Genomic DNA, 19067 nt, shown 5'->3' with positions numbered 1-19067 from the left:
CTTAGTTCAAGCTGGCGCGTGTTGGCGTTTTCTCCAACAGATCACCCCAATCGGTGCGATAGGCCATCTCGGCCAGCACCGTCTCGGGTAGGAATTCCTGATTCTGCCGAATCTGCCAACCACCACCCAGACCTTTGTAGATCGCGACCAGATTCGAAGAGACCTCCTGCCGGGCCTCGATCAGGTTCGCCTGCGATCGTAATAGCGCGGTCTGCGTGTTCAGGATACGCGAATAGCTGGCGATGCCGTCTCGGTACTGATCGACCGCGATTTCAGCCGCCTTGCGCGAAGCTTCGACGCTGCGCTGATAATAGGTGACCTGTTTGCGCGCCTGCGCGTAAGCAACCATCGCGCTTTCGACCTCGGAATACGCGGTCAGAACGGTATTCTGATAGTTGGCGATCAACGCTTGATAGGCGGCATCCTGCGCGCGGACATTGTTCTTGATGCGGCCGTAATTCAGGACGTTCCAGACTACGCCTGCGCTAGCCAATCCTGTGGCGCTGTTGGTGCTGAACAGATCGCGCCCACCCGAGGCCTGCAATCCGATCGATCCGGACAGGATGAATTGTGGATAGAGATCAGCCAGCGCGATCCCCACCTGCGCCGATTGGGTGGCTGCCGCCAATTCGGCGGCGCGGACGTCAGGCCGTCGCCGCAGCAATTCGGCGGGCACACCAACGGCCACGTTGCTGCGCCCTGTTGGAATGCGACCCGAGTTTCCGATCAAGCCCGCCATCTGAGACGGCGTTTTTCCTAACAGAACCGCCAGTGCGTTCTTGGCTTGTTGGATATCGCTTTCCAACTCGGGCACGAGTGCCTTGGTGTTGTTGAGCAGGGCAGTCGATTCCTGCACATCCAACTCGGTTGTAACGCCGTTGTTAAAGCGCAGCTGAGTGAGGTCTGCCGATGCCTGCTGAATCGTGATGTTTTCCCGCGCGATGCGCAGAGCCTCTTGCAACGAACGGATGTTGATATAAAGCGCCGCTACGTCCCCGGTCAGCGTGACCAGTGCGTCGTCATAATTAGCAACCTGCAGTGCCAGGTTCGATCGCGCGGCCTGTACGCCGCGACGTTGCTGGCCCCATACGTCCAGTTCCCATTGCGCATCAAACCCAACTTGCGAAGTCGAGAATTCGGTGTCCAAGGGAATAATCCGCCGGATGTCCGAAATCGGCCCAAGATTGTCGCTGATCTGTCGGCGTTGGAGCGAACCGCCCACGGCCTGCGATTGCGGGTAAAGCTCTCCAAATGCGATCCCAAGTTGCGCGCGGGCCTGTAGCACGCGTGCGCCTGCGACCTGTAAGGTCAGGTTCTGCGCATAGGCTTCGGCGATCAGTTTGTTCAGTGTCGGATCATTGAACGTTTCCCACCAGCGCACAACGGGAGCGCTGCGTGAGGTCAGGCCGCTCTGGCCCGTGCTGGGGCTGTTGACCTCTATCCATTGCTTCACGACCGGAGAGTTCGGACGCACGAAATCAGGCCCCACCGGCGTACAGGCGGTGAGGGTGGCGGCGCAAAGGGCGGTGCCCAACAACCGGCGGAGTGTCATCGTACGCATCCTCAGATATCCAGTGGCCGGATGAAGTTGGCGAAGGAATAGAGGCGGATATTGATGCGCCTCAGAAACTCAAAGCTCTTGCCCATGCCGGTGTAAATTGCCACGGCGGCATGACCACCGGCAGGAAAAGTGTGCCCCTCGGGCACTTCGACCGATATTTGAACAGCGATCCGACCGGGCAGTTTCGGCAATTCAAAACCGGGCAGGCGGCCTGAGGGCAGGTATTGACCCTGACGTGTCGCCCACCAGATGGCTTCGACTTTTCCGGTCAGAATCTCACCAGGATAGAGGTCCAGAGCGACTTCAACCGGTTGGCCGACTTCGACGAACTTCAGGTTCTGCTGGCGGAACGTGGCCAGAATATAGGGGCTGTCTTCGGTTACAAAGCTGGCAATGGCACCCAGACGAATTTCCCCCACAACCATACCCGGGCGCGCTTGTTGCGAAACGATCATGCCATTTTCGGGGGCATAGATGGTTGTGTTGTCCAGAAAATACTCGGCTTCGGCCAACTGTGCCTCAGCCTCAAGAATGCCAGTATTCACCCCGTCGATCTGTGAATCCAGCGCAAGGTTGGCCTTTTCAAGATTGGCCTGAGCTTCCTTAATCTTCGCCTGATCTTCCGCGACCTGTTCGTTCCAGCGGTCTAGTTCATCCTGGCGGGCGCCCCCGGCGGGAACGAGGTTCTCGTATCGCGCTTGTTCGGTCAGCGCATAGGCCAGCTGCGCGTTCGCGCGTTCGACTGCTTCTCCCGCCGCGATAACGTCCTGTTCAAGGATCTTTGCGTTTTGCTGCGCCGCCACCAGCTGTGCATTCGCCTTGTCCACGGCCAGCGAAAACACCGTGTCGTCGAACTTATACAGCGGATCGCCCTTAGTGACCCAGGTGTTGGGCTCGACCAAAACCTCGGACAGGATTGTGGGCTGAGTCAGACGCGGGACGATCTGGATGGTGGAGCGCACGACGTGGCTGTCGACAGAAAAGGGCTGAAAGAAGCGCAGCGCGACCAAAAAGATCAGCAGCAGATGAGCGCCGACCCAGAATGAGACGATCCCCCACATGATGTTGAATTTCAGCCATTGCACCTTGAAGAAGATGAACCAGACAAAAATAATGTAGAAAAGCGTGATGCCTAGGGCGACGAACATGAGTGCTGAATTCCTTTGGCCTTAGGCTTGCTTTGTTTCGTCGGTATCAAGTGGGTCCTGGTATTCCGGTTTGACGGTGCCTCCCAGACGCTTGATTTCATCCCTTATGGCCTTGCGTTCTTCATCAGGGCCGCGGCGCATGTCGACGGTGACGCCGTCGTGAAACGCCCAGATAAAGGCATGCACCCAAGGGACAATCGCCAAAAATCCCATCCATCCCATGATCTTGACCGCTTCGGCATGGGGGTGATTGCGTTTGATCGCGATACGTCCGGGCAGACCCATTATGAATAGAAACAACGCCATCACCGCTGCCAGCAGCAAGATAAGTGCAACAAATGTCAGATAGTCATAGTAGCCCAGCGGCTGCCCCAAAAGTCCCATGCTCGCGCCTCCTGTTGTTGGAAACTGTTCCATCCTCGGGCGCTGTTGTCCAGCTAATCAATCACTTTCTGGCTGATCGGAAGGATGCATCAGCATTCAATAATTTTGGTGTTCCAGTCTATGCACTTCTGATGGAGGTCGCCGGGCAGCGGTAGATCAGTATAAACCATATCAACATCGGATAATGAGGCGATGCGTGCGGGCGCGGTGCGCTGAAACTTTGAAGCATCCGCAACTAGGCTGATCTGCCGGGCTTGTTCAATGATAGTTTGACTGACCAGTACTTCTTGGAGATCGAAATCCATTAGATCCCCATCCGCATCCAATGCGGAACAGCCGATAATCGCGTGATCGAATTTGAACTGGCGGATGGTCGAGACCGCAAGATTCCCGACCAACCCACTATCTGATCTGCGCAGCACACCGCCTGCAACGACGATCTGGCAATCGGGGTTATCGGCCAGTATATTGGCAACGTTCATATTGTTGGTCACGACCATTAGGTTTTTGTGTTTCAGCAATTGGCGGGCAACGGCCTCAGTCGAGGTGCCTATGTTCATAAAGATCGAGCTGCCCTCGGGGATGTCGGCCGCGCAGCGTTCAGCGATGCGTGTCTTGGCTTCATGGTTCAGGGCGCGCCGGTCTTCGTATCCAATATTAGACACGCCAGAACGCAGAACGGCACCCCCGTGAACCCGATCCAACTTACCAGCTTCTGACAGTTCAGTCAGGTCACGGCGAATGGTCTGGACCGTCACGTGAAAACGCTCGGCCAGCCCTTCGACAGTAACGCGGCCCTCTTGCTCGGCGACTAAAAGAATGTCCGATTGGCGAAATGATAGTGACATGGGCGGTCCTGAGTTCCGGAGTTTTCGTTTTTGTTCTAATTTTGCGGTTAAGCAAGGGAATTCGTTAGTTGCATTTATTAATATTCGTTGTTTCAGCTAAAACGAACATTATCGAAAAATAAAGTTGACGATACGAACCATCATGCTGCTAATGCGCTTGAAACTGCCACGTTGGGGAATCAATTGGATATGTCATCGGACAGCAGCCAAGTTACCGATCTTTTTGTGATCGGCGGGGGTATAAATGGGTGCGGTATCGCACGTGATGCGGCAGGTCGGGGCCTATCGGTCACCTTGGCTGAAATGAACGATCTGGCCTCGGCGACGTCGTCAGCCTCGACCAAACTGTTTCATGGCGGGCTACGGTACCTGGAATTTTTTGAATTTCGTTTGGTGCGTGAAGCGCTGGTCGAACGCGAGACCTTACTGCGCGCGATGCCCCATATCAGCTGGCCCATGCGTTTCGTTCTGCCTTATCACGCTGATATGCGTTTTGACTCTGAAACACCGACCTCACGGTTGCTTAGTACTGTGATGCCTTGGATGCGCGGGCGGCGTCCGGCCTGGCTGATCCGGCTTGGCCTGTTTCTGTACGACAATCTGGGCGGTCGTAAAATCCTGCCGGGCACACGTTCGCTGAACCTGCGCGCGGCACCCGAGGGGGCTCCGCTGCAAGACAAATTTGAAACCGCCTATGAATACTCGGACTGCTGGGTCGAGGATTCGCGGCTGGTGGTCCTGAACGCCCGCGATGCCGAGGCACGCGGGGCCAAGATCATGGTCAGGACCGAGGTTCTTTCGGCTGAGCGGATCGATCAAGTGTGGCAAGTCACGATCCGGGATCGGGATAGCGGCAAGACCGAAACCGTCCTTGCGAAGATGTTGATCAATGCGGGCGGACCTTGGGTAGGTGACATCATCCAGACCAAGATCCGGGTCAATTCCCGAGAAGGCGTCCGTCTGGTGCGTGGCAGCCATATCGTGACACCCAAGCTGTTTGACCATGACAAGTGCTATTTCTTTCAGGGCGAAGACGGGCGCATCATCTTTGCGATCCCGTACGAGCAGGATTTTACCTTGATCGGAACCACGGATCAGGATCATTCTGACCCCTCCGAGCCTCCGGTTTGTACCGAGGCCGAGCAGGAGTATCTGTGCGCTTTCGCATCGAATTACTTCGCGAAGCCCGTTACCCGTGAAGATATTGTCTGGACCTATTCAGGCGTCCGTCCGCTATATGATGACGGCGCAAGCAGTGCCACGGCGGCTACCCGCGATTACACGCTGAAAGTTGACGCCGAGAGCGGGGCTCCGGTGTTGAATGTCTTTGGTGGTAAAATCACCACCTACAGACGCCTCGCGGAAAGCGCGCTGGAGAAGATTGGAGAGCATTTCCCGGATCTTGGCGGACCATGGACCGCAGGCGTCCCATTGCCCGGCGGGGATTTTCCGGTCGACGGCGTGCAGGATTTGATCGGGAAACTGATGGCGGAGTACCCGTTCCTGACCGATTTTTGGGCCCGTCGATTGATCCGGGCCTATGGCACCGAGACCTGGGACCTTCTGGGTCCGGCAAAAGATCAGAGCGATCTGGGTGACGATTTCGGCGCGACGTTGACCGAGGCCGAACTGGTTTGGCTGATGGACAAGGAATACGCGCGCACCGCTCAGGATGTCGTGTGGCGGCGCAATAAGCTGGGTCTAAGGCTCAGCCTCGAGCAGATCGGCCGGATAGACGACTGGATGGCCAAACGGTTAACTGACTAGCGCGCGGATCGGTTGATCCGTGCAAAAAAAGAAACGCCCCGCAGATGTGCGGGGCGTATTTCGATTTCAATGCGGGTCTTACGCGGCTTCTTCTGACGGTTCCGGGTCGTTCTTGCTGCCTTTGACCCACTCGCGCAGGCTCTGCATCACAGCGTACAGGACGGGAACCAGAATGACCCCGAACAGAGTGGCTGCCAGCATACCGCCGAACACGGCAACGCCGATGGCCTTCTGGCTGGCAGCTCCGGCCCCGTTCGCGGCCAGCAGGGGAACCACGCCCAAAAGGAAGGACAGGGCGGTCATCATCACAGCGCGGAAACGCTGATATGCGGCTTCGGCCGCGGCCTCCTTGATTGACAGCCCCTTGGCCCTTTGCTCCATCGCGAATTCGACGATCAGAATCCCGTTCTTTGACGCAAGCCCGACAAGCATGATCATCCCGATCTGCGTGTAGAGGTTGATGTCGCTGCCAACGATTGCCACCGCTGCGACGGCACCGAACAAGGCCACGGTCACCGACATTAGGATCGAAACGGGCATCGTCCAACTTTCATATTGGCCGACAAGGAACAGGTACCCAAACAGGATCGCCAACCCAAGGATCACCACGACCAGGCCGCCCGAGGCCAGCTGCTGCTGCGCCGTTCCGGTCCATTCATAGGCATAGCCGGGGGGCAGGGCGGTCGCCGACTCCTCGGTCATGACATTGATGGCGTCCCCGGTGGAGAGCCCCGGTGCCGGAACCGCTGTCACAGTGGCCGAGCGGAACAGGTTATGCCGCTTCAGCAGGACAGGACCCAGCACGTTCTCGATATCGATCAGCGTGCCAAGCGGTACCATCTCACCTTTGGTGGAACGTACATAAAGCTCTGAGATATCATCGACCTTATTCCGGTATGACCCTTCGGCCTGGATCATTACGCGATAGACACGACCAAACAGGTTGAAGTCATTCACGTAATACGAGCCAAGCTGCGCCTGCATGGTCTGGAAAATCTCGGCCACCGAGACTTGCAGGGTTTTGGCCTTTTCCCGATCCAGATCGACAAACAATTGCGGCACGTTCGCGCGGAAAGTGGTGTAGGCCTGCGCGATCTCAGGACGCTGGTTTGCGGCATAGACATACGACCCAACGGCCGAGGCCAGATCCTGCGGCGAGCCGCCACCGGTCTGCTGCACTTCCATTTCAACCCCTGCAGACATACCAAGGCCCTGAATGGGTGGCGGGTTGAACGCAACAATCGATGCGGCAGACTCACCATATGCAATCGCCAGAACCTGGTTCAGGATCGCATCCGCACTGAGCTCGGGTTCCTGCCGCTCTTCCCAGTTGGTCAGGTTGACAAAGATGGCTGCGCCATTGGTAGTGGTCCCGTTCAACAGCGAGAACCCATTGACCAGAACGGTACTGGCCACACCCGGGATCTGCTGAATCTGTTCATCGATCCGGGCGGAAACCGCTTCGGTCCGCTCAAGAGTCGCTGCGTCGGGAAGCTGGATATCAACGAACAGATATCCATTGTCTTCCAGCGGAATAAACCCTTTGGACGTGTTGCCCATAATGGTCCCGGTGCCCGCCGCGAAGGCCGCAATGATCCCAAGCGAAATGACTGGCAGGATCAGTAGCTTCCGCACAATGGCGACATAGCCGCTGCGCATGCCGCCGATAAATCCCTCGAACACGGCCAGCAGCCCCTTGGGCGGTCCTGAACGCGCCCGCAGCACCAGCCCGCAAAGGGCCGGTGAAAGCGTCAGAGCGTTGATCGACGAGATCACAACAGCGGTCGAGATCGTGACGGCAAACTGCGAATACAATCGCCCGGATATGCCGGGCATGAACGTCACCGGCACGAACACGGCCAGCAGTACCAACGTGGTTGCGATCACGGGGCCGGTGATCTGACCCATGGCCTTGCGGGTCGCCTCGGCAGGGGAAAGGCCTTCGTCGGCGATGATACGCTCAACGTTTTCCACCACAACGATCGCGTCATCCACAACGATCCCGATGGCCAGCACAAGCGCGAACAGAGAGATTGTGTTCAGCGACATGCCAAAGGCCAGCAGGAAGGCAAATGTCCCGATCAATGAGACCGGAATTGCCACCGCCGGAATGATCGTCGCCCGCCAACTGCCAAGGAAGATGAACACAACTGTGATCACCAATATGAATGTCAGGATGAGGGTCGAGACCACGTCATTGAGCGACTGTTCCACGAAATCCGTCGTATTGAATGGAACATCGTATTCGACATCTGTGGGAAAGGACCGTGACAGGCGCTCAAGTTCGGCCTCAACACGTTCGGACACCGCAAGGGCGTTTGCGCCGGGGGCCTGATAGATGCCGATAACGGTCGCAGGAACGCTTTCGAAATAGCCCGAGGCGGAATAGAACTGCGCCCCTAACTCGACGCGCGCAATGTCTTTGACGCGCACAATCGCACCGGCTTCGCCTGTACGGATTACAATATCTCCGAATTCATCGGCCGAGGTCAGGCGGCCTTTGGTCTTGATCGTGTACTGAAAGGTTTGTCCTTCAGGCACAGGAGGCGACCCGATTGAGCCCGCAGAGACTTCGATATTCTGTTCGCGGATGGCATTGATCACATCACCCGGAGTGATTGACAGCGCGGCCATCTTGTCCGGATCCATCCAGATCCGCATGGCGTATTCCAGATTGGTCAGAACATCCGCTTTACCCACGCCCTGAACCCGCGCCAGAGCGTCTTTCAAGTTGATTGAGGCATAGTTCGACAGGAACACACTGTCATATGTGCCATTGGGCGAGGTCAGCGTGACCAGCAACAACATGTTGGTTGACGCTTTTTGCGTGACAACACCGGATGAAGTCACTTCGGACGGCAGCGATGCCATCGCCTGTGCCACACGGTTCTGTACGTTGACCGAGGCGATATCGGGGTCGGTGCCCACCTCGAACGTAACGTTCAACGAATACGAACCGTTATCCGATGAGGTCGACGTCATGTAGATCATGTCGTCCACACCGTTGACCTGCGCCTCGATCGGGGCGGCCACGGTGTTTTCCACGGTTTCGGCATTTGCACCTGTATAGGTGGCCGTTACGCTGACCACCGGCGGCGTGATATCGGGAAACTGCGCAACCGGCAGAACCAGATAACCGATCCCGCCCAAAATGGTCAGGACCAGCGAAATGACAAGCGCCAGCTTGGGCCGGCTGATAAACAGGGCTGAGAACATCAGTTATTCTCCGGCTGCTCGGACGCAACGACTGCATCAACGGCGACGCCGGGGCGCACGCGTTGCAGGCCTTCGACGATGACGCTTTCGCCTTCGCGCAGGCCATCTGTGACGATAATCGCCGAATCCACGGTATCTCCGGTTGTGATATAGCGTTGTTCAACCATCTGCTTGTCATTGACGACCAGAACGAATTCGCCGCGCTGATCACGCTGCAGCGCTGCTTGAGGGATCAATACCTGCAGCGTCGGCTCAAGCGCTTCGATCTGAACGTTCACGAAGGCACCATCAACGAGCAGACGCTTGGCATTGTCGAATTGAGCCGTGATCGTAATGGCGCCGGTCAGTGGATCAATGCGGTTGTCGACAAAAATGATTTCGCCGGTTTCATCCAGCTCAGTACCGTTCGGCAGAGTCACATGAACATTCGGGCTTTGGCTGCTTTCAGCTAGCGTGGCCGGGTCTTCACCAAATTGTTCAAGAACCGACGTGAACTGCTTTTCATTCAACGAAAAATTCACATAGATGGGGGCTTCGCTGACCAGGGTGACAAGCGGCGGATTGTTGGGGCCCACAACATCACCGACACTGGTTTCCACGCGGCCGATGCGGCCCGAAAACGGGGCGTGGATCTGTGTGTAGCTCAGATCAAGCTCGGCCTGTTGGATCGCTGCATTGGCGGCTTTGACCTCGGCCTCGGCGACCAGTTCATTGGCTCGGGCAATGTCACGTTCTGATTCCGGTGTAGCGTCGCGCTTGTACAGCTCTTCCTTGCGGGCGAGATCGACTTTGGCCAGTTCAAGGTTTGCCTGCGCCCGATCCAGATCGGCTTTACGTGCCTCAAGCGTGGCTTCGTAAAGATCCGGTTCGATCGTGAACAGCAGGTCATCCTCATTCACCGGAGAGCCATCGTCGACGTTCTGGCTGTCCAGGAATCCACTGACGCGCGCGATGATATCGACCTTGTCGATTGCCTCGGCCCGTCCAATGAAGGTGGCCTGATCGGTGATCTCTTCGGTATAAGCTGCGGCGATCGACACCTTGGGCGCAGGGGCATCGCCCTGATCCTGCGCGACCGCTATCTGAGGCAGGCTGGAACATGCAAACAAAGCGGCAGAAACGCCGAGTGCCCTGAAATAGCCGCGTGGGCGGAGTGCTGGCTTCTTAAATGCAAGGGACATGTTGGCGCCTCGTTCAAAGTAAAGATTGCACAACCGGGCAACAGAAACCCCCGGATGAGTCGATTGATTTTATAGGCAGGATGGCGGGTTTGACGCGGTTTCTCAAGCGTGTTGAGGTAATGCGTTGGCAAGAATCGACCCGAAATTTCTTTCCAGTCTGCAGACTTAGCCTGCATCCGCAGGCGTTTACCTGCCCGATGACAATAGGGGCGGGCGAATTTTCTATGCCAAAAACCAGCAGCGGAGACGTTTCAGGGCTCCGCTGCGGCATTCATAAATCGAATTTTGTTGTTATTCACGCGTTCCCGCAAACCGATTCTGCCAGTCTTCGCGCTGTTCGTCCGTGATTTTGGCAAACAGCACGTCGGGAACCGAAAATTCATGGCCAGCGGGCAGGGCGCGCAGCGCGGCATCGATATCTTCGGGCCAGCTGGTATCGAGTGTGTTCATCGCACTAAGCATTTTTGCAGACGCATCGGGAATGAACGGCGCGCTCAGAACTGCATAGAGGCGGATCAGGTTCAGCCCCAGCCGCACCTGCGCCGCAGCCTGCGCAGGATCTTCCTTAAAGGTAGACCATGGTGCGGCAGCCTGCAGATACTCGTTGCCTGCGACCCAGATCGCTCGCAGCTCTTGCGCGGATTTGCGCACTTCCATCGCTTCCATGTGGCCTTCGTAGGCACGTACTCGTCTAGTAAGCTCAGCAATCAGGGTCTGTTCACGTTCGCCATACGCACCACCTTCGGGCACTGCTTCACCGAATTTCGAGCGGCAGAACTTAGTGATCCGGCTGACAAAGTTACCCAGAACATCCGCAAGATCTTTGTTCACCGACTGCTGGAAGTTCTCCCATGTGAACTCGCTGTCGCTGCTTTCTGGCGCATGGCTCAACAGCCACCAGCGCCAGTAGTCGGCGGGCAGAATGTCCAGCGCCTGATCCATGAACACTCCACGGCCCTGTGAGGTCGAGAATTGGCCACCGTCATAGTTCAGGTAGTTGAATGATTTCAGGTGGTCGACCATCTTCCAGGGCTCGCCCGATCCCAGAATGGTGGCCGGGAAAGACAGGGTGTGGAAGGGCACATTGTCCTTGCCCATGAACTGAACGTAACGCACATCATCCGCGCCTTTGTCGGTGCGCCACCAACGTTCCCAATCGGCATCAGACTTACCATTGGCGTCGGCCCATTCCTTGGCGCAGGCGATGTATTCAATGGGGGCATCGAACCAGACATAGAAGACTTTGCCTTCCATGCCGGGCCAATCTTGATCACCTTTCTTGACTGGTACACCCCAATCCAGATCGCGGGTAATGCCGCGATCCTGCAGGCCGTCGCCATCGTGCAACCACTTCTTGGCGATCGAGGTTGTCAGGATCGGCCAGTCTGTCTTGCTGTCGATCCACGCGTCCAGCTGATCTTTCATTGCGGATTGACGCAAATACAGATGCTTGGTCTCACGCACCTCAAGATCGGTCGAGCCGCTGATCGCGCTGCGAGGCTCAATCAGGTCGGTCGGGTCCAGTTGTTTGGTGCAATTCTCGCACTGGTCGCCGCGTGCGCGATCATAGCCGCAATTGGGGCAGGTGCCTTCGATATAGCGGTCGGGCAGAAAACGGCCATCGGCGTTGGAATAAACCTGCTTTTCGCTGACTTCCCGGATCAGCCCGGCCTCATCCAGTTTGCCAGCGAAATGCTGGGTCAGTTTACGGTTCTGATCGCTGGACGAGCGGCCAAAGTGATCAAAGCTCAGGCCAAAGCGCTTGGCGATATCGGCCTGTACTGCGTACATGTCAGCGCAATATTCAGCCACAGGTTTGCCCGCTTTGGCGGCGGCCAGCTCGGCCGGGGTGCCGTGCTCGTCGGTTGCACACAGGAACATGACCTCGTTGCCCCGGCCGCGCTGATAGCGAGCGTACAGATCGGCAGGCAATTGCGAGCCGATCAGGTTGCCGAGATGTTTGATCCCGTTGATGTAAGGGATCGCCGAGGTGATGAGAATTCGGGCCATAATGCGCTTCCACGTATCTGTCTGCGCGCCCGTCTACCTTATGTGGCCAGTAAGCAAAAGCCCGCATTCATACCCGCTTGAATTTAACGGGTATTACTACGCGACTTCGTGCATTCTCGGGAGTTTGTGTCGCGTTCGCCAGCGATTTCGCCCCGTGCGTCCCAATGGTGTATTATGATCAGGAGAACCCAGCTTAGGGGGGATTTCATTATGCAGAGTTTATGGATGGGCTGCTGTGCCGCCGTTGCAGCTATTGTATTTACCGCCAGCGCCATCGCCGACCAGAGCGCCACAGATGATCCGGTGCATGCTTTTGACCACGCTATGCTCTCGATCTTTCACCGTGGCCAGGATACGCTGACGGCTGAAACCCGGCCCGTCATGATTATCGCACGTGATGTCACGGTCATGACCGAAGACGGAGAGGCGAGCTATCCAAGGGATGCGCCAACCTATCAACATCTGAAGTCCACGTCGCATGTTGTGTTGGGATTGATCGGGGCGGTGACTCCATGGCCTGATGAAAATACCGATGATGAGCGCTGGAAGGCGGAGTTTGCAATTATCATCAATGAGATAGATGTATTTCTTGCGGCATTGGACGAACTGGACATAGCCAAGGACGACTTGGCGAGCCAGCGCAAAATGCTCGAAACAGCCCGGGCATTTGCTCAAGGTGCACTCGACAAGGATCAGATCACACGTGAAGCGGTTTCGCAGGTGATCAACGACATGCGGCCCATCTGGGCAGAGAATATGGAGAAATCTGCACGTGCGGAGTTGAACGCACTTCATTCCGCCGTGTCCGACGCACGCGCAGCCATGAGCGAAGAGGAGTGGACCAAGATGTATGTCGTGCATCACGGCGGCTCAAGCGTCAAAGACGTCAATGTCGTGCTACTGTACCTACAGCGCGTGATGCCGGAAAAGGTTGCTGCCGGGCAGGTTCTGTTCGCTGAGAACGCACACGGGAACGACGCGTTGGCCGGATACGCCGGATACGTTCGAATGCAGAGGCATGTTGGTGCATGGGTGTTCGGAGACCCTGAACGGATGCGGGTTGACCTGCTGGGATATGAGGCGGGTTCGATCCTGGATGAAATGATCCCGGCACCACCGCCAAAGCCCACCGATTTGAGAATTACTCCAGCAGGTGTGAACAGGTAATACGTTTCGCACGGGCGAAAGAAATTGAGCTTATTGTCATGGTTGCAGATTGTACCTGACATTTGGATGTAAATAACCTCAGGTTGAAACACAGAATCACAACCTCTTGAAATTGTAGCAATGACTTCCCATTTAAAATGTATACAAAAGTATACAATAACGAGGGCAATCTGCTGATGTTTGACTTTTTACTAGAGGGCGCATTTGTGCCCTTTACCTTGGCGCTTGCGCTTCTGTTCGGTCTCCTGGGCCTTGAACTGATCGCATTGGTTTTCGGGGGAAGTCTTCTGGCAGGCGAGGGCGAGGTTGATCTGGACATGGTCGACGCGCCCGATCTGGACGTCGTCGACTTTGATCTGGATATCGACGCCGACATCGATCTGGGTGACTTGGAACTGGCCGAAATTGAAACCGATGTGCCTGCGGCTACGCCCGTCGACCCGTTTGGCTGGTTGGGCATTGGCAAGATGCCATTCATGATCTGGCTCGTTGTGCTGCTGGCTGGTTTCGGCCTGAGTGGCATAGGCCTGCAACTGGCGCTGCGTGATCTGCTGGGCTTTGACTTACCTTCATGGTTGGCCGCGGTTCCGGCCGGAGTATTCGGCCTATGGTTCGCACGTGGCTTTGGTGGTGTCTTCGCTCGCCTCCTGCCCAAAACCGAAACCGAAGCGATGTCGGAACGGATGCTGGCCCGCCGCCGTGGCGTGATCACTCAGGGTATCGCATCGCGAGGCCGTCCAGCCGAAGTCCGCGTCATGGATCGCTTTGGCAACACGCACTACCTTCGCGCAGAGCCGTTGCAGGACAAAGATGCGCTGGAGCAGGGAACAGAAGTCCTTGTTCTGCGTGATCGACGGCGCGACCGGTTCGTTCTGGTTCGCATGTCAGTTTAACCAAAAAATCTTAACCCCAATCCGGAGGATATTGCATGGAACTATCATTCCTGGCCGTTACAGTTGTGACTATTTTAGCCGTACTCTTGTTCATAGGCCTTGTACTTGGCCGCCTTTATCGACGCGCCACGCGCGAGATCAGCCTCGTAAAAACCGGCGCGGGTGGCAAAAAGGTCATTATGGATGGCGGCGTCATCATCGTACCGTTGCTGCACGAAGTCAGCCCGGTCAACATGAAGACTCTGCGCCTTGAGGTGCAGCGCAGCGGTGAGGCCGCGCTTATCACCAAAGACCGGATGCGTGTCGACGTGGGTGTCGAATTCTACGTCTCGGTGATGGCGACTGAAGAGGGCATCGCGCGCGCCGCGCAAACGCTGGGTGATCGCACCTTTGACGTCGAGCAACTGCGTGAGATGATCGAAGGCAAGCTGATCGACGGTCTGCGCGCTGTGGCCGCTCAGATGACCATGGACGGTCTGCATGAAAACCGCGCCGACTTTGTGCAAGAGGTGCAGAATGCGGTGTCCGAGGACCTGCTTAAGAACGGTCTTTCGCTAGAATCCGTCTCGCTGACCGCGCTGGACCAGACCCCGTTCGAGGCTCTGGACGAGAATAACGCCTTTAACGCCGTGGGTATGCGTAAGCTGGCCGAGGTGATCGCCATATCCAAAAAAGAACGCGCGCAGATCGACGCCGAGGCCGAGGTTGAGGTGCGTCGTGCGGCGATGGAAGCGGAGCGTCAGAAGTTGCTGATCGAACAGGACGAACAGCAGGCGCGCATCGAGCAGGCGCAGAAGGTGGAAACTCTTCGTGTGGCGCAAGAGGCGGAGATCGCTGCGCGAACTGAAGACTCGGTACGCGAAACCGAACGCGCCCGGATTGCCCGTGAAGAGGCCATTCGTTCCGCCGAGATTGAGCGCGAGCGCAAAATCCGCGATGCCGAGATCGCCAAAGAGCGTGAGATCGAAGTCGCGGAACAGGAACGCCAGATCATCATCGCGCAGAAATCCGAAGAGGAAAGCCGTGCGCGCGCATCCGCCGATCTGGCTCGAGCCGAGGCGACCAAAGCAACCGAAGCCGTGGCTACGGCGCGCGAAGTGGCCGAGGCCGAGCGTCAGAAGCAGATTGTTCTGATTGAAGCCACCCGTGAGGCCGAACGCCAGGCCACCGCGATCCGTTTGTCAGCGCAGGCCGAGAAAGAGGCCGCCGCAGACCGCGCCGAAGCCCGCCGCGAGGAAGCGCAGGCCGAAGCAGACGCGCTGAACATTCGCGCCGAGGCCAAGAAGAACGACATGCTGGCCGAGGCGGAAGGTAAGCGTGCGATCGTAGAGGCCGACAATGCCCTGTCACCTGAGCAGATCCGGATGAAGGTCGACTTGACCCGCATTGAAACCATGCCCTCGATCATCTCGGAAATGGTCAAACCGGCCGAAAAAATCGACTCGATCAAAATCCATCAGGTTGGTGGGATCGGAGCTGCCAATGGTGGTGGTGTTTCAAGCGGTGAAAAGCCGGTTGTCAATCAGGCGTTGGATTCGATCATGGGAATGGCCGTGCAGATGCCAGCGCTCAAGAAACTGGGCGAAGAGCTTGGCTTGTCCATGGAGAACGGCGTCGGGGGCGTGGTGAACGGTGCGCTTGAGAGCACCGGGGACCCAGATGAGATGGTCGACGCGGTCGAGGACCACGGGCCAGCGGTCCAGCAGTAAAACAGAAGGGCCGGGATTTCCCGGCCCTTTTTCATTGCTTTTCGCGAGAACCCTTGAGCAGCCTGCCGATGGTAAAGGATGTGCGCGGTGCATAGACATAATTCGTCCGTTTCTCGGGCGTCGGGCGCGAACGCATACGGGCGAGGCCAAAGACAATAAGAAACACATGACCCAATGCAACAAAAGCAAACAGGGCTCCGGGGCCGAATTGCTGGATCAACGTGGATGAGATGTAGGGCGATGCAATCGCCCCCAGCGCGTACCAGAACATCAAGGCTGCTGCCAATTCAACGCGTTGTTCGGTCGTGGCAAAATCATTCGCATGCGCCGAGGAAACCGAGAAAATCGGAAACGTGGTCAGGCCAAAGAACCCGGCGGCCAGCATAACGCCGACCGTTCCAGTTCCGCTAGCCAACATCGTGACACCGCAGCTTAGCACCGCTGCCACGGATAGCCAGATCAGCACCCAGCGTCGATCATACTTGTCTGCGAGCCAACCCAAGGGGTACTGGGCCAGTGCGCCGCCCAGAACGAAAGAGGCCAGAAAGAAGGCAATCTGATCTACGCCCAATCCGACCTCCTGACCGTATACCGGGCCGACCATGCGCAATGATGCCGAACTGAGCGCAGCCACGATAACGCCCGCCACAGCCAGTGGTGAGCTGTGCCAGGCCAGCTTGGGACGCAGGCGCGGGGTGTCCGGTGTCTTGGGTTGGCTGGCGCGAGTTAGGGCCAGCGGCAAGATCGATGCACAGCATAGGATCGCTAGCAGGTTGTATGAAACGTAAGAGGCGGGTGGCAGAACAGCAATGATAAGCTGTGCACAAAGCGAGGCCCCCATATCGGCGATACGATACGTACCCATCGCGCGCCCACGGGTTTCGTTGGTGACCTTGGCGTTAAGCCAAGCCTCGATCACGGTGTAACACCCGGCCACACAGGTTCCCGATGCGATACGCAGAGCGGCCCAGACATAAGGGTTTTCAGTCAGCGTATGCCCCAGCAACCCCATCGCGCCCAAAGCGGTGCAGACCGCAAATGCGCGCGAGTGCCCGACACTGCCCATAAGCCGCGGAGCCCACCAGCAACCAACAAAGAACCCAATAAAGTGCGATGACCCCAGCAGTCCGATCTGTTCGGTCGAAAAATCAAGCGTCAGCCCCGAGATTGCATCCAACGGACCAACACCACCCGTTGAGAGCTGCAGCAGAATGACCGAAAGAAAGAGGGCGGCAAATGAAATGATCGTACGCATGATAGGTGCAACTTGACCTTGTCGCCACGAAATGCGCGCGCCTAATCGACGCCCCGACGTCGTTTTTTGCCTTTTTGTGGTTAATCCTGCCGGATGATTTCGGCGTGGATGTCCAGGCCGATCGTGGGTTGTACAAGATCAGGATATCCAGACGCGCCAAACTCATTTCGATTGATCGCCCCCTCTAGCCGGATGGACAGGGTGTCCAAATCATCCACCGCGCTTCCCGGTCTTCGATACAGGTTGGCGCTCAAAGTCACCGGGCGCGTGATACCGCGCACTGTCAGATCGCCGGTCACGGTTGCACCTTCCGAGATACGGCCAGTGGGTCCCAACTGAATCTTGGTCGTGATGAAACGGATGGTGGGGTATTGGGCAGCGTTCAACACACTCTTTCCCAACATCGGACCTCGGGCAAATGGTAGGTTCGTCCGCGCCCGGGCCACGTCCAGCACGACATCGACCCGGCTGTTTTGCAAGCGATTGGTATCAATCAGAATTTGGGCCGACTGTACTGGCATCGTGCCCGTCTGAAGCGCGCCGGACAAATCATAGGTGAAGCCAACGGAACTGCGCGATGCTGCCAGCGCATATGGGGTGAGGGCGGCCATCGCTGCCCGTGCCATTGGTAACGCGCAAAGGCTTGCAATCAGGCTGCGTCGGGTAAGGTTCCTCATGCCATCGCCGTGCGACCGCGCGGGCGCGAGCGTTTCATGAGCATCAGCACGATTGCGATGTTCAGCCCGTTCCAAAGGATGCCATTGATGAAAGCAAGCTGATAACTGCCAGTCACGTCATAGATCCAGCCCGACATCCAACCACCCAGAGCCATGCCGAGGATAGTCATCATCATGACAAAACCCACGCGCGCACCGGCCTCTTGCGGGGGCATATATTCACGTACAATCAGCGCGTAGCTGGGGACGATACCACCCTGGGCCAGCCCGAATAGCATGCTGACGACATAAAGCGAAACCATCCCATCATAAGGGAGAAACAGGAACAGAGCGATACATTGCAGGACCGAGCCAATCAGCAGTGTTGAAAGCCCTCCCAACCGGTCCGCGACAAGCCCCGAGATGATGCGGCTAACCACGCCGCCCAACAGCATCAGAGACAGCATCTCGGCCCCAACGGCCGGGCCATAGCCCAAGCCCACACAATAGGAGACAATATGGACCTGGGGCATCGACATGGCCACGCAGCAGCCGATACCAGCCAACCCAAGGATGTACTGCAGGGCGCGGGGTGAAAAGCCGACGCTTTGTGCTTTGACCTGTGCTGCCGCTGCTGCCGTGCCGTGCGCCTCGACGGGGACCTGTCTGCGCAAAAGCAGGGACAGAGGAATGACGGCGACCAGGGTGATGACGGCGAGGCTCAGATAAACCTGCTGCCACCCTTCGCGCTGCAGAATGCCCGATAGCAGCGTGGGCCAGATCGCGCCCGACAGGTAGTTGCCACTGGCCACCAGTGCCACGGCAATCCCTCGCCTGCGCATGAACCAATGCGAGATATCGGCGATCAGCGGTCCAAATCCGATTGACGTGCCGAGCCCCAGCAGAAGATGCGCAACCGACAGCAGCGCAATATTCGGCGCAAGGGTTGCCAGCAGATAGCTTACCGCGCTCAGCACAGCGGCGCCGATCAACGCCATTGTCACGCCCAGTCGGTCCACCAGCTTGCCCAGCCACATGTTGCCGAAGGCAAAGCCGATCATGGCGAGCGTATAGGGCATCGACGCTGCGGCTCGGTCTGCGCCAAACTCGGCCTCGATGGCGGGCATGACGACGATCACAGCCCACATGCCCACATTGACCACGGTTGCGATGGCCAGGGTGATCAGCAGGCGAAGCCAGGAATATCGGCTGTCATGGATCGGGTGTGTCATGCCGGCACGCTAGGGGGCAAGTCCGGTTTTGGCCAGTCAC

Annotated in this window: 14 protein-coding genes; 4 read left to right on the top strand and 10 right to left on the bottom strand. The window is 57.3% G+C overall.

Annotated features, from left to right (window positions below; all coding sequences use genetic code 11):
- Position 1 precedes the first annotated feature (1 nt).
- The 4 genes from ACR0DK_RS12820 to ACR0DK_RS12805 all read right to left on the bottom strand — a co-directional run bounded on the left by ACR0DK_RS12820 (position 2) and on the right by ACR0DK_RS12805 (position 3941).
- Positions 2 to 1552 (bottom strand): efflux transporter outer membrane subunit, encoded by a 1551-nt coding sequence (locus ACR0DK_RS12820; protein WP_480736448.1) that lies wholly within the window; start codon positions 1550 to 1552, stop codon positions 2 to 4.
- Between the two features lie 11 nt (positions 1553 to 1563).
- The gene (locus ACR0DK_RS12815; RefSeq protein ID WP_223118167.1) at positions 1564 to 2709 is read right to left on the bottom strand and encodes an HlyD family secretion protein; all 1146 of its coding nucleotides are present in this window, start codon (positions 2707 to 2709) and stop codon (positions 1564 to 1566) included.
- 21 nt (positions 2710 to 2730) lie between these two features.
- The gene (locus tag ACR0DK_RS12810; RefSeq protein WP_170393336.1) at positions 2731 to 3093 is read right to left on the bottom strand and encodes a DUF3302 domain-containing protein; all 363 of its coding nucleotides are present in this window, start codon (positions 3091 to 3093) and stop codon (positions 2731 to 2733) included.
- An 89-nt stretch (positions 3094 to 3182) separates the two neighbouring features.
- Positions 3183 to 3941, bottom strand: coding sequence for a DeoR/GlpR family DNA-binding transcription regulator (locus ACR0DK_RS12805; protein ID WP_170510387.1), 759 nt, complete (start codon positions 3939 to 3941; stop codon positions 3183 to 3185).
- Positions 3942 to 4130: 189 nt separating this feature from the next.
- Here ACR0DK_RS12805 and glpD point away from each other — a divergent pair, with 189 nt between their 5' ends.
- Positions 4131 to 5708, top strand: a complete 1578-nt coding sequence (gene glpD / locus ACR0DK_RS12800) for a glycerol-3-phosphate dehydrogenase (RefSeq protein ID WP_480736446.1) — start codon at positions 4131 to 4133, stop codon at positions 5706 to 5708.
- A gap of 78 nt (positions 5709 to 5786) precedes the next feature.
- On the opposite strand, the gene ACR0DK_RS12795 is transcribed toward glpD, so the two are convergent.
- The 3 genes from ACR0DK_RS12795 to metG all read right to left on the bottom strand — a co-directional run bounded on the left by ACR0DK_RS12795 (position 5787) and on the right by metG (position 12115).
- Positions 5787 to 8924, bottom strand: coding sequence for an efflux RND transporter permease subunit (locus tag ACR0DK_RS12795; RefSeq protein WP_480736444.1), 3138 nt, complete (start codon positions 8922 to 8924; stop codon positions 5787 to 5789).
- On the bottom strand, positions 8924 to 10105 hold the full coding sequence (locus tag ACR0DK_RS12790) for an efflux RND transporter periplasmic adaptor subunit (protein WP_170393332.1): 1182 nt from the start codon (positions 10103 to 10105) through the stop codon (positions 8924 to 8926). The genes ACR0DK_RS12795 and ACR0DK_RS12790 overlap by 1 nt, the downstream gene beginning before the upstream one ends.
- A gap of 291 nt (positions 10106 to 10396) precedes the next feature.
- Positions 10397 to 12115 carry a methionine--tRNA ligase gene (metG, locus tag ACR0DK_RS12785; RefSeq protein WP_170817665.1) on the bottom strand — a complete coding sequence of 573 codons (1719 nt, stop codon included), beginning with the start codon at positions 12113 to 12115 and terminating at the stop codon, positions 10397 to 10399.
- 210 nt (positions 12116 to 12325) lie between these two features.
- Here metG and ACR0DK_RS12780 point away from each other — a divergent pair, with 210 nt between their 5' ends.
- From ACR0DK_RS12780 to ACR0DK_RS12770, 3 genes are all read left to right on the top strand, one after another.
- A complete protein-coding gene (locus tag ACR0DK_RS12780) occupies positions 12326 to 13282 on the top strand; it encodes a hypothetical protein (RefSeq protein ID WP_480736441.1) in 957 nt (318 codons plus the stop codon).
- Between the two features lie 176 nt (positions 13283 to 13458).
- Complete coding sequence (locus tag ACR0DK_RS12775; protein WP_480736440.1) at positions 13459 to 14175, top strand: OB-fold-containig protein; 717 nt, start codon at positions 13459 to 13461, stop codon at positions 14173 to 14175.
- Between the two features lie 35 nt (positions 14176 to 14210).
- The gene (locus ACR0DK_RS12770; RefSeq protein ID WP_170393329.1) at positions 14211 to 15884 is read left to right on the top strand and encodes a flotillin family protein; all 1674 of its coding nucleotides are present in this window, start codon (positions 14211 to 14213) and stop codon (positions 15882 to 15884) included.
- A 31-nt stretch (positions 15885 to 15915) separates the two neighbouring features.
- Here ACR0DK_RS12770 and ACR0DK_RS12765 read toward each other — a convergent pair whose 3' ends face one another.
- The 3 genes from ACR0DK_RS12765 to ACR0DK_RS12755 all read right to left on the bottom strand — a co-directional run bounded on the left by ACR0DK_RS12765 (position 15916) and on the right by ACR0DK_RS12755 (position 19027).
- Complete coding sequence (locus tag ACR0DK_RS12765) at positions 15916 to 17139, bottom strand: MFS transporter (RefSeq protein WP_170393328.1); 1224 nt, start codon at positions 17137 to 17139, stop codon at positions 15916 to 15918.
- Positions 17140 to 17219: 80 nt separating this feature from the next.
- Positions 17220 to 17816: a YceI family protein gene (locus ACR0DK_RS12760; protein ID WP_170405236.1), complete on the bottom strand. Its 597-nt coding sequence runs from the start codon at positions 17814 to 17816 to the stop codon at positions 17220 to 17222.
- A complete protein-coding gene (locus ACR0DK_RS12755) occupies positions 17813 to 19027 on the bottom strand; it encodes an MFS transporter (RefSeq protein ID WP_480736437.1) in 1215 nt (404 codons plus the stop codon). Before ACR0DK_RS12755 ends, ACR0DK_RS12760 begins: the two co-directional genes overlap by 4 nt.
- Positions 19028 to 19067: the final 40 nt, after the last annotated feature.

Source organism: Ruegeria sp. CE6 (genome assembly GCF_056537485.1).
The sequence above is the reverse complement of the archived record's forward strand: the minus strand, read 5'-3'. Positions and strand labels throughout refer to the sequence as shown.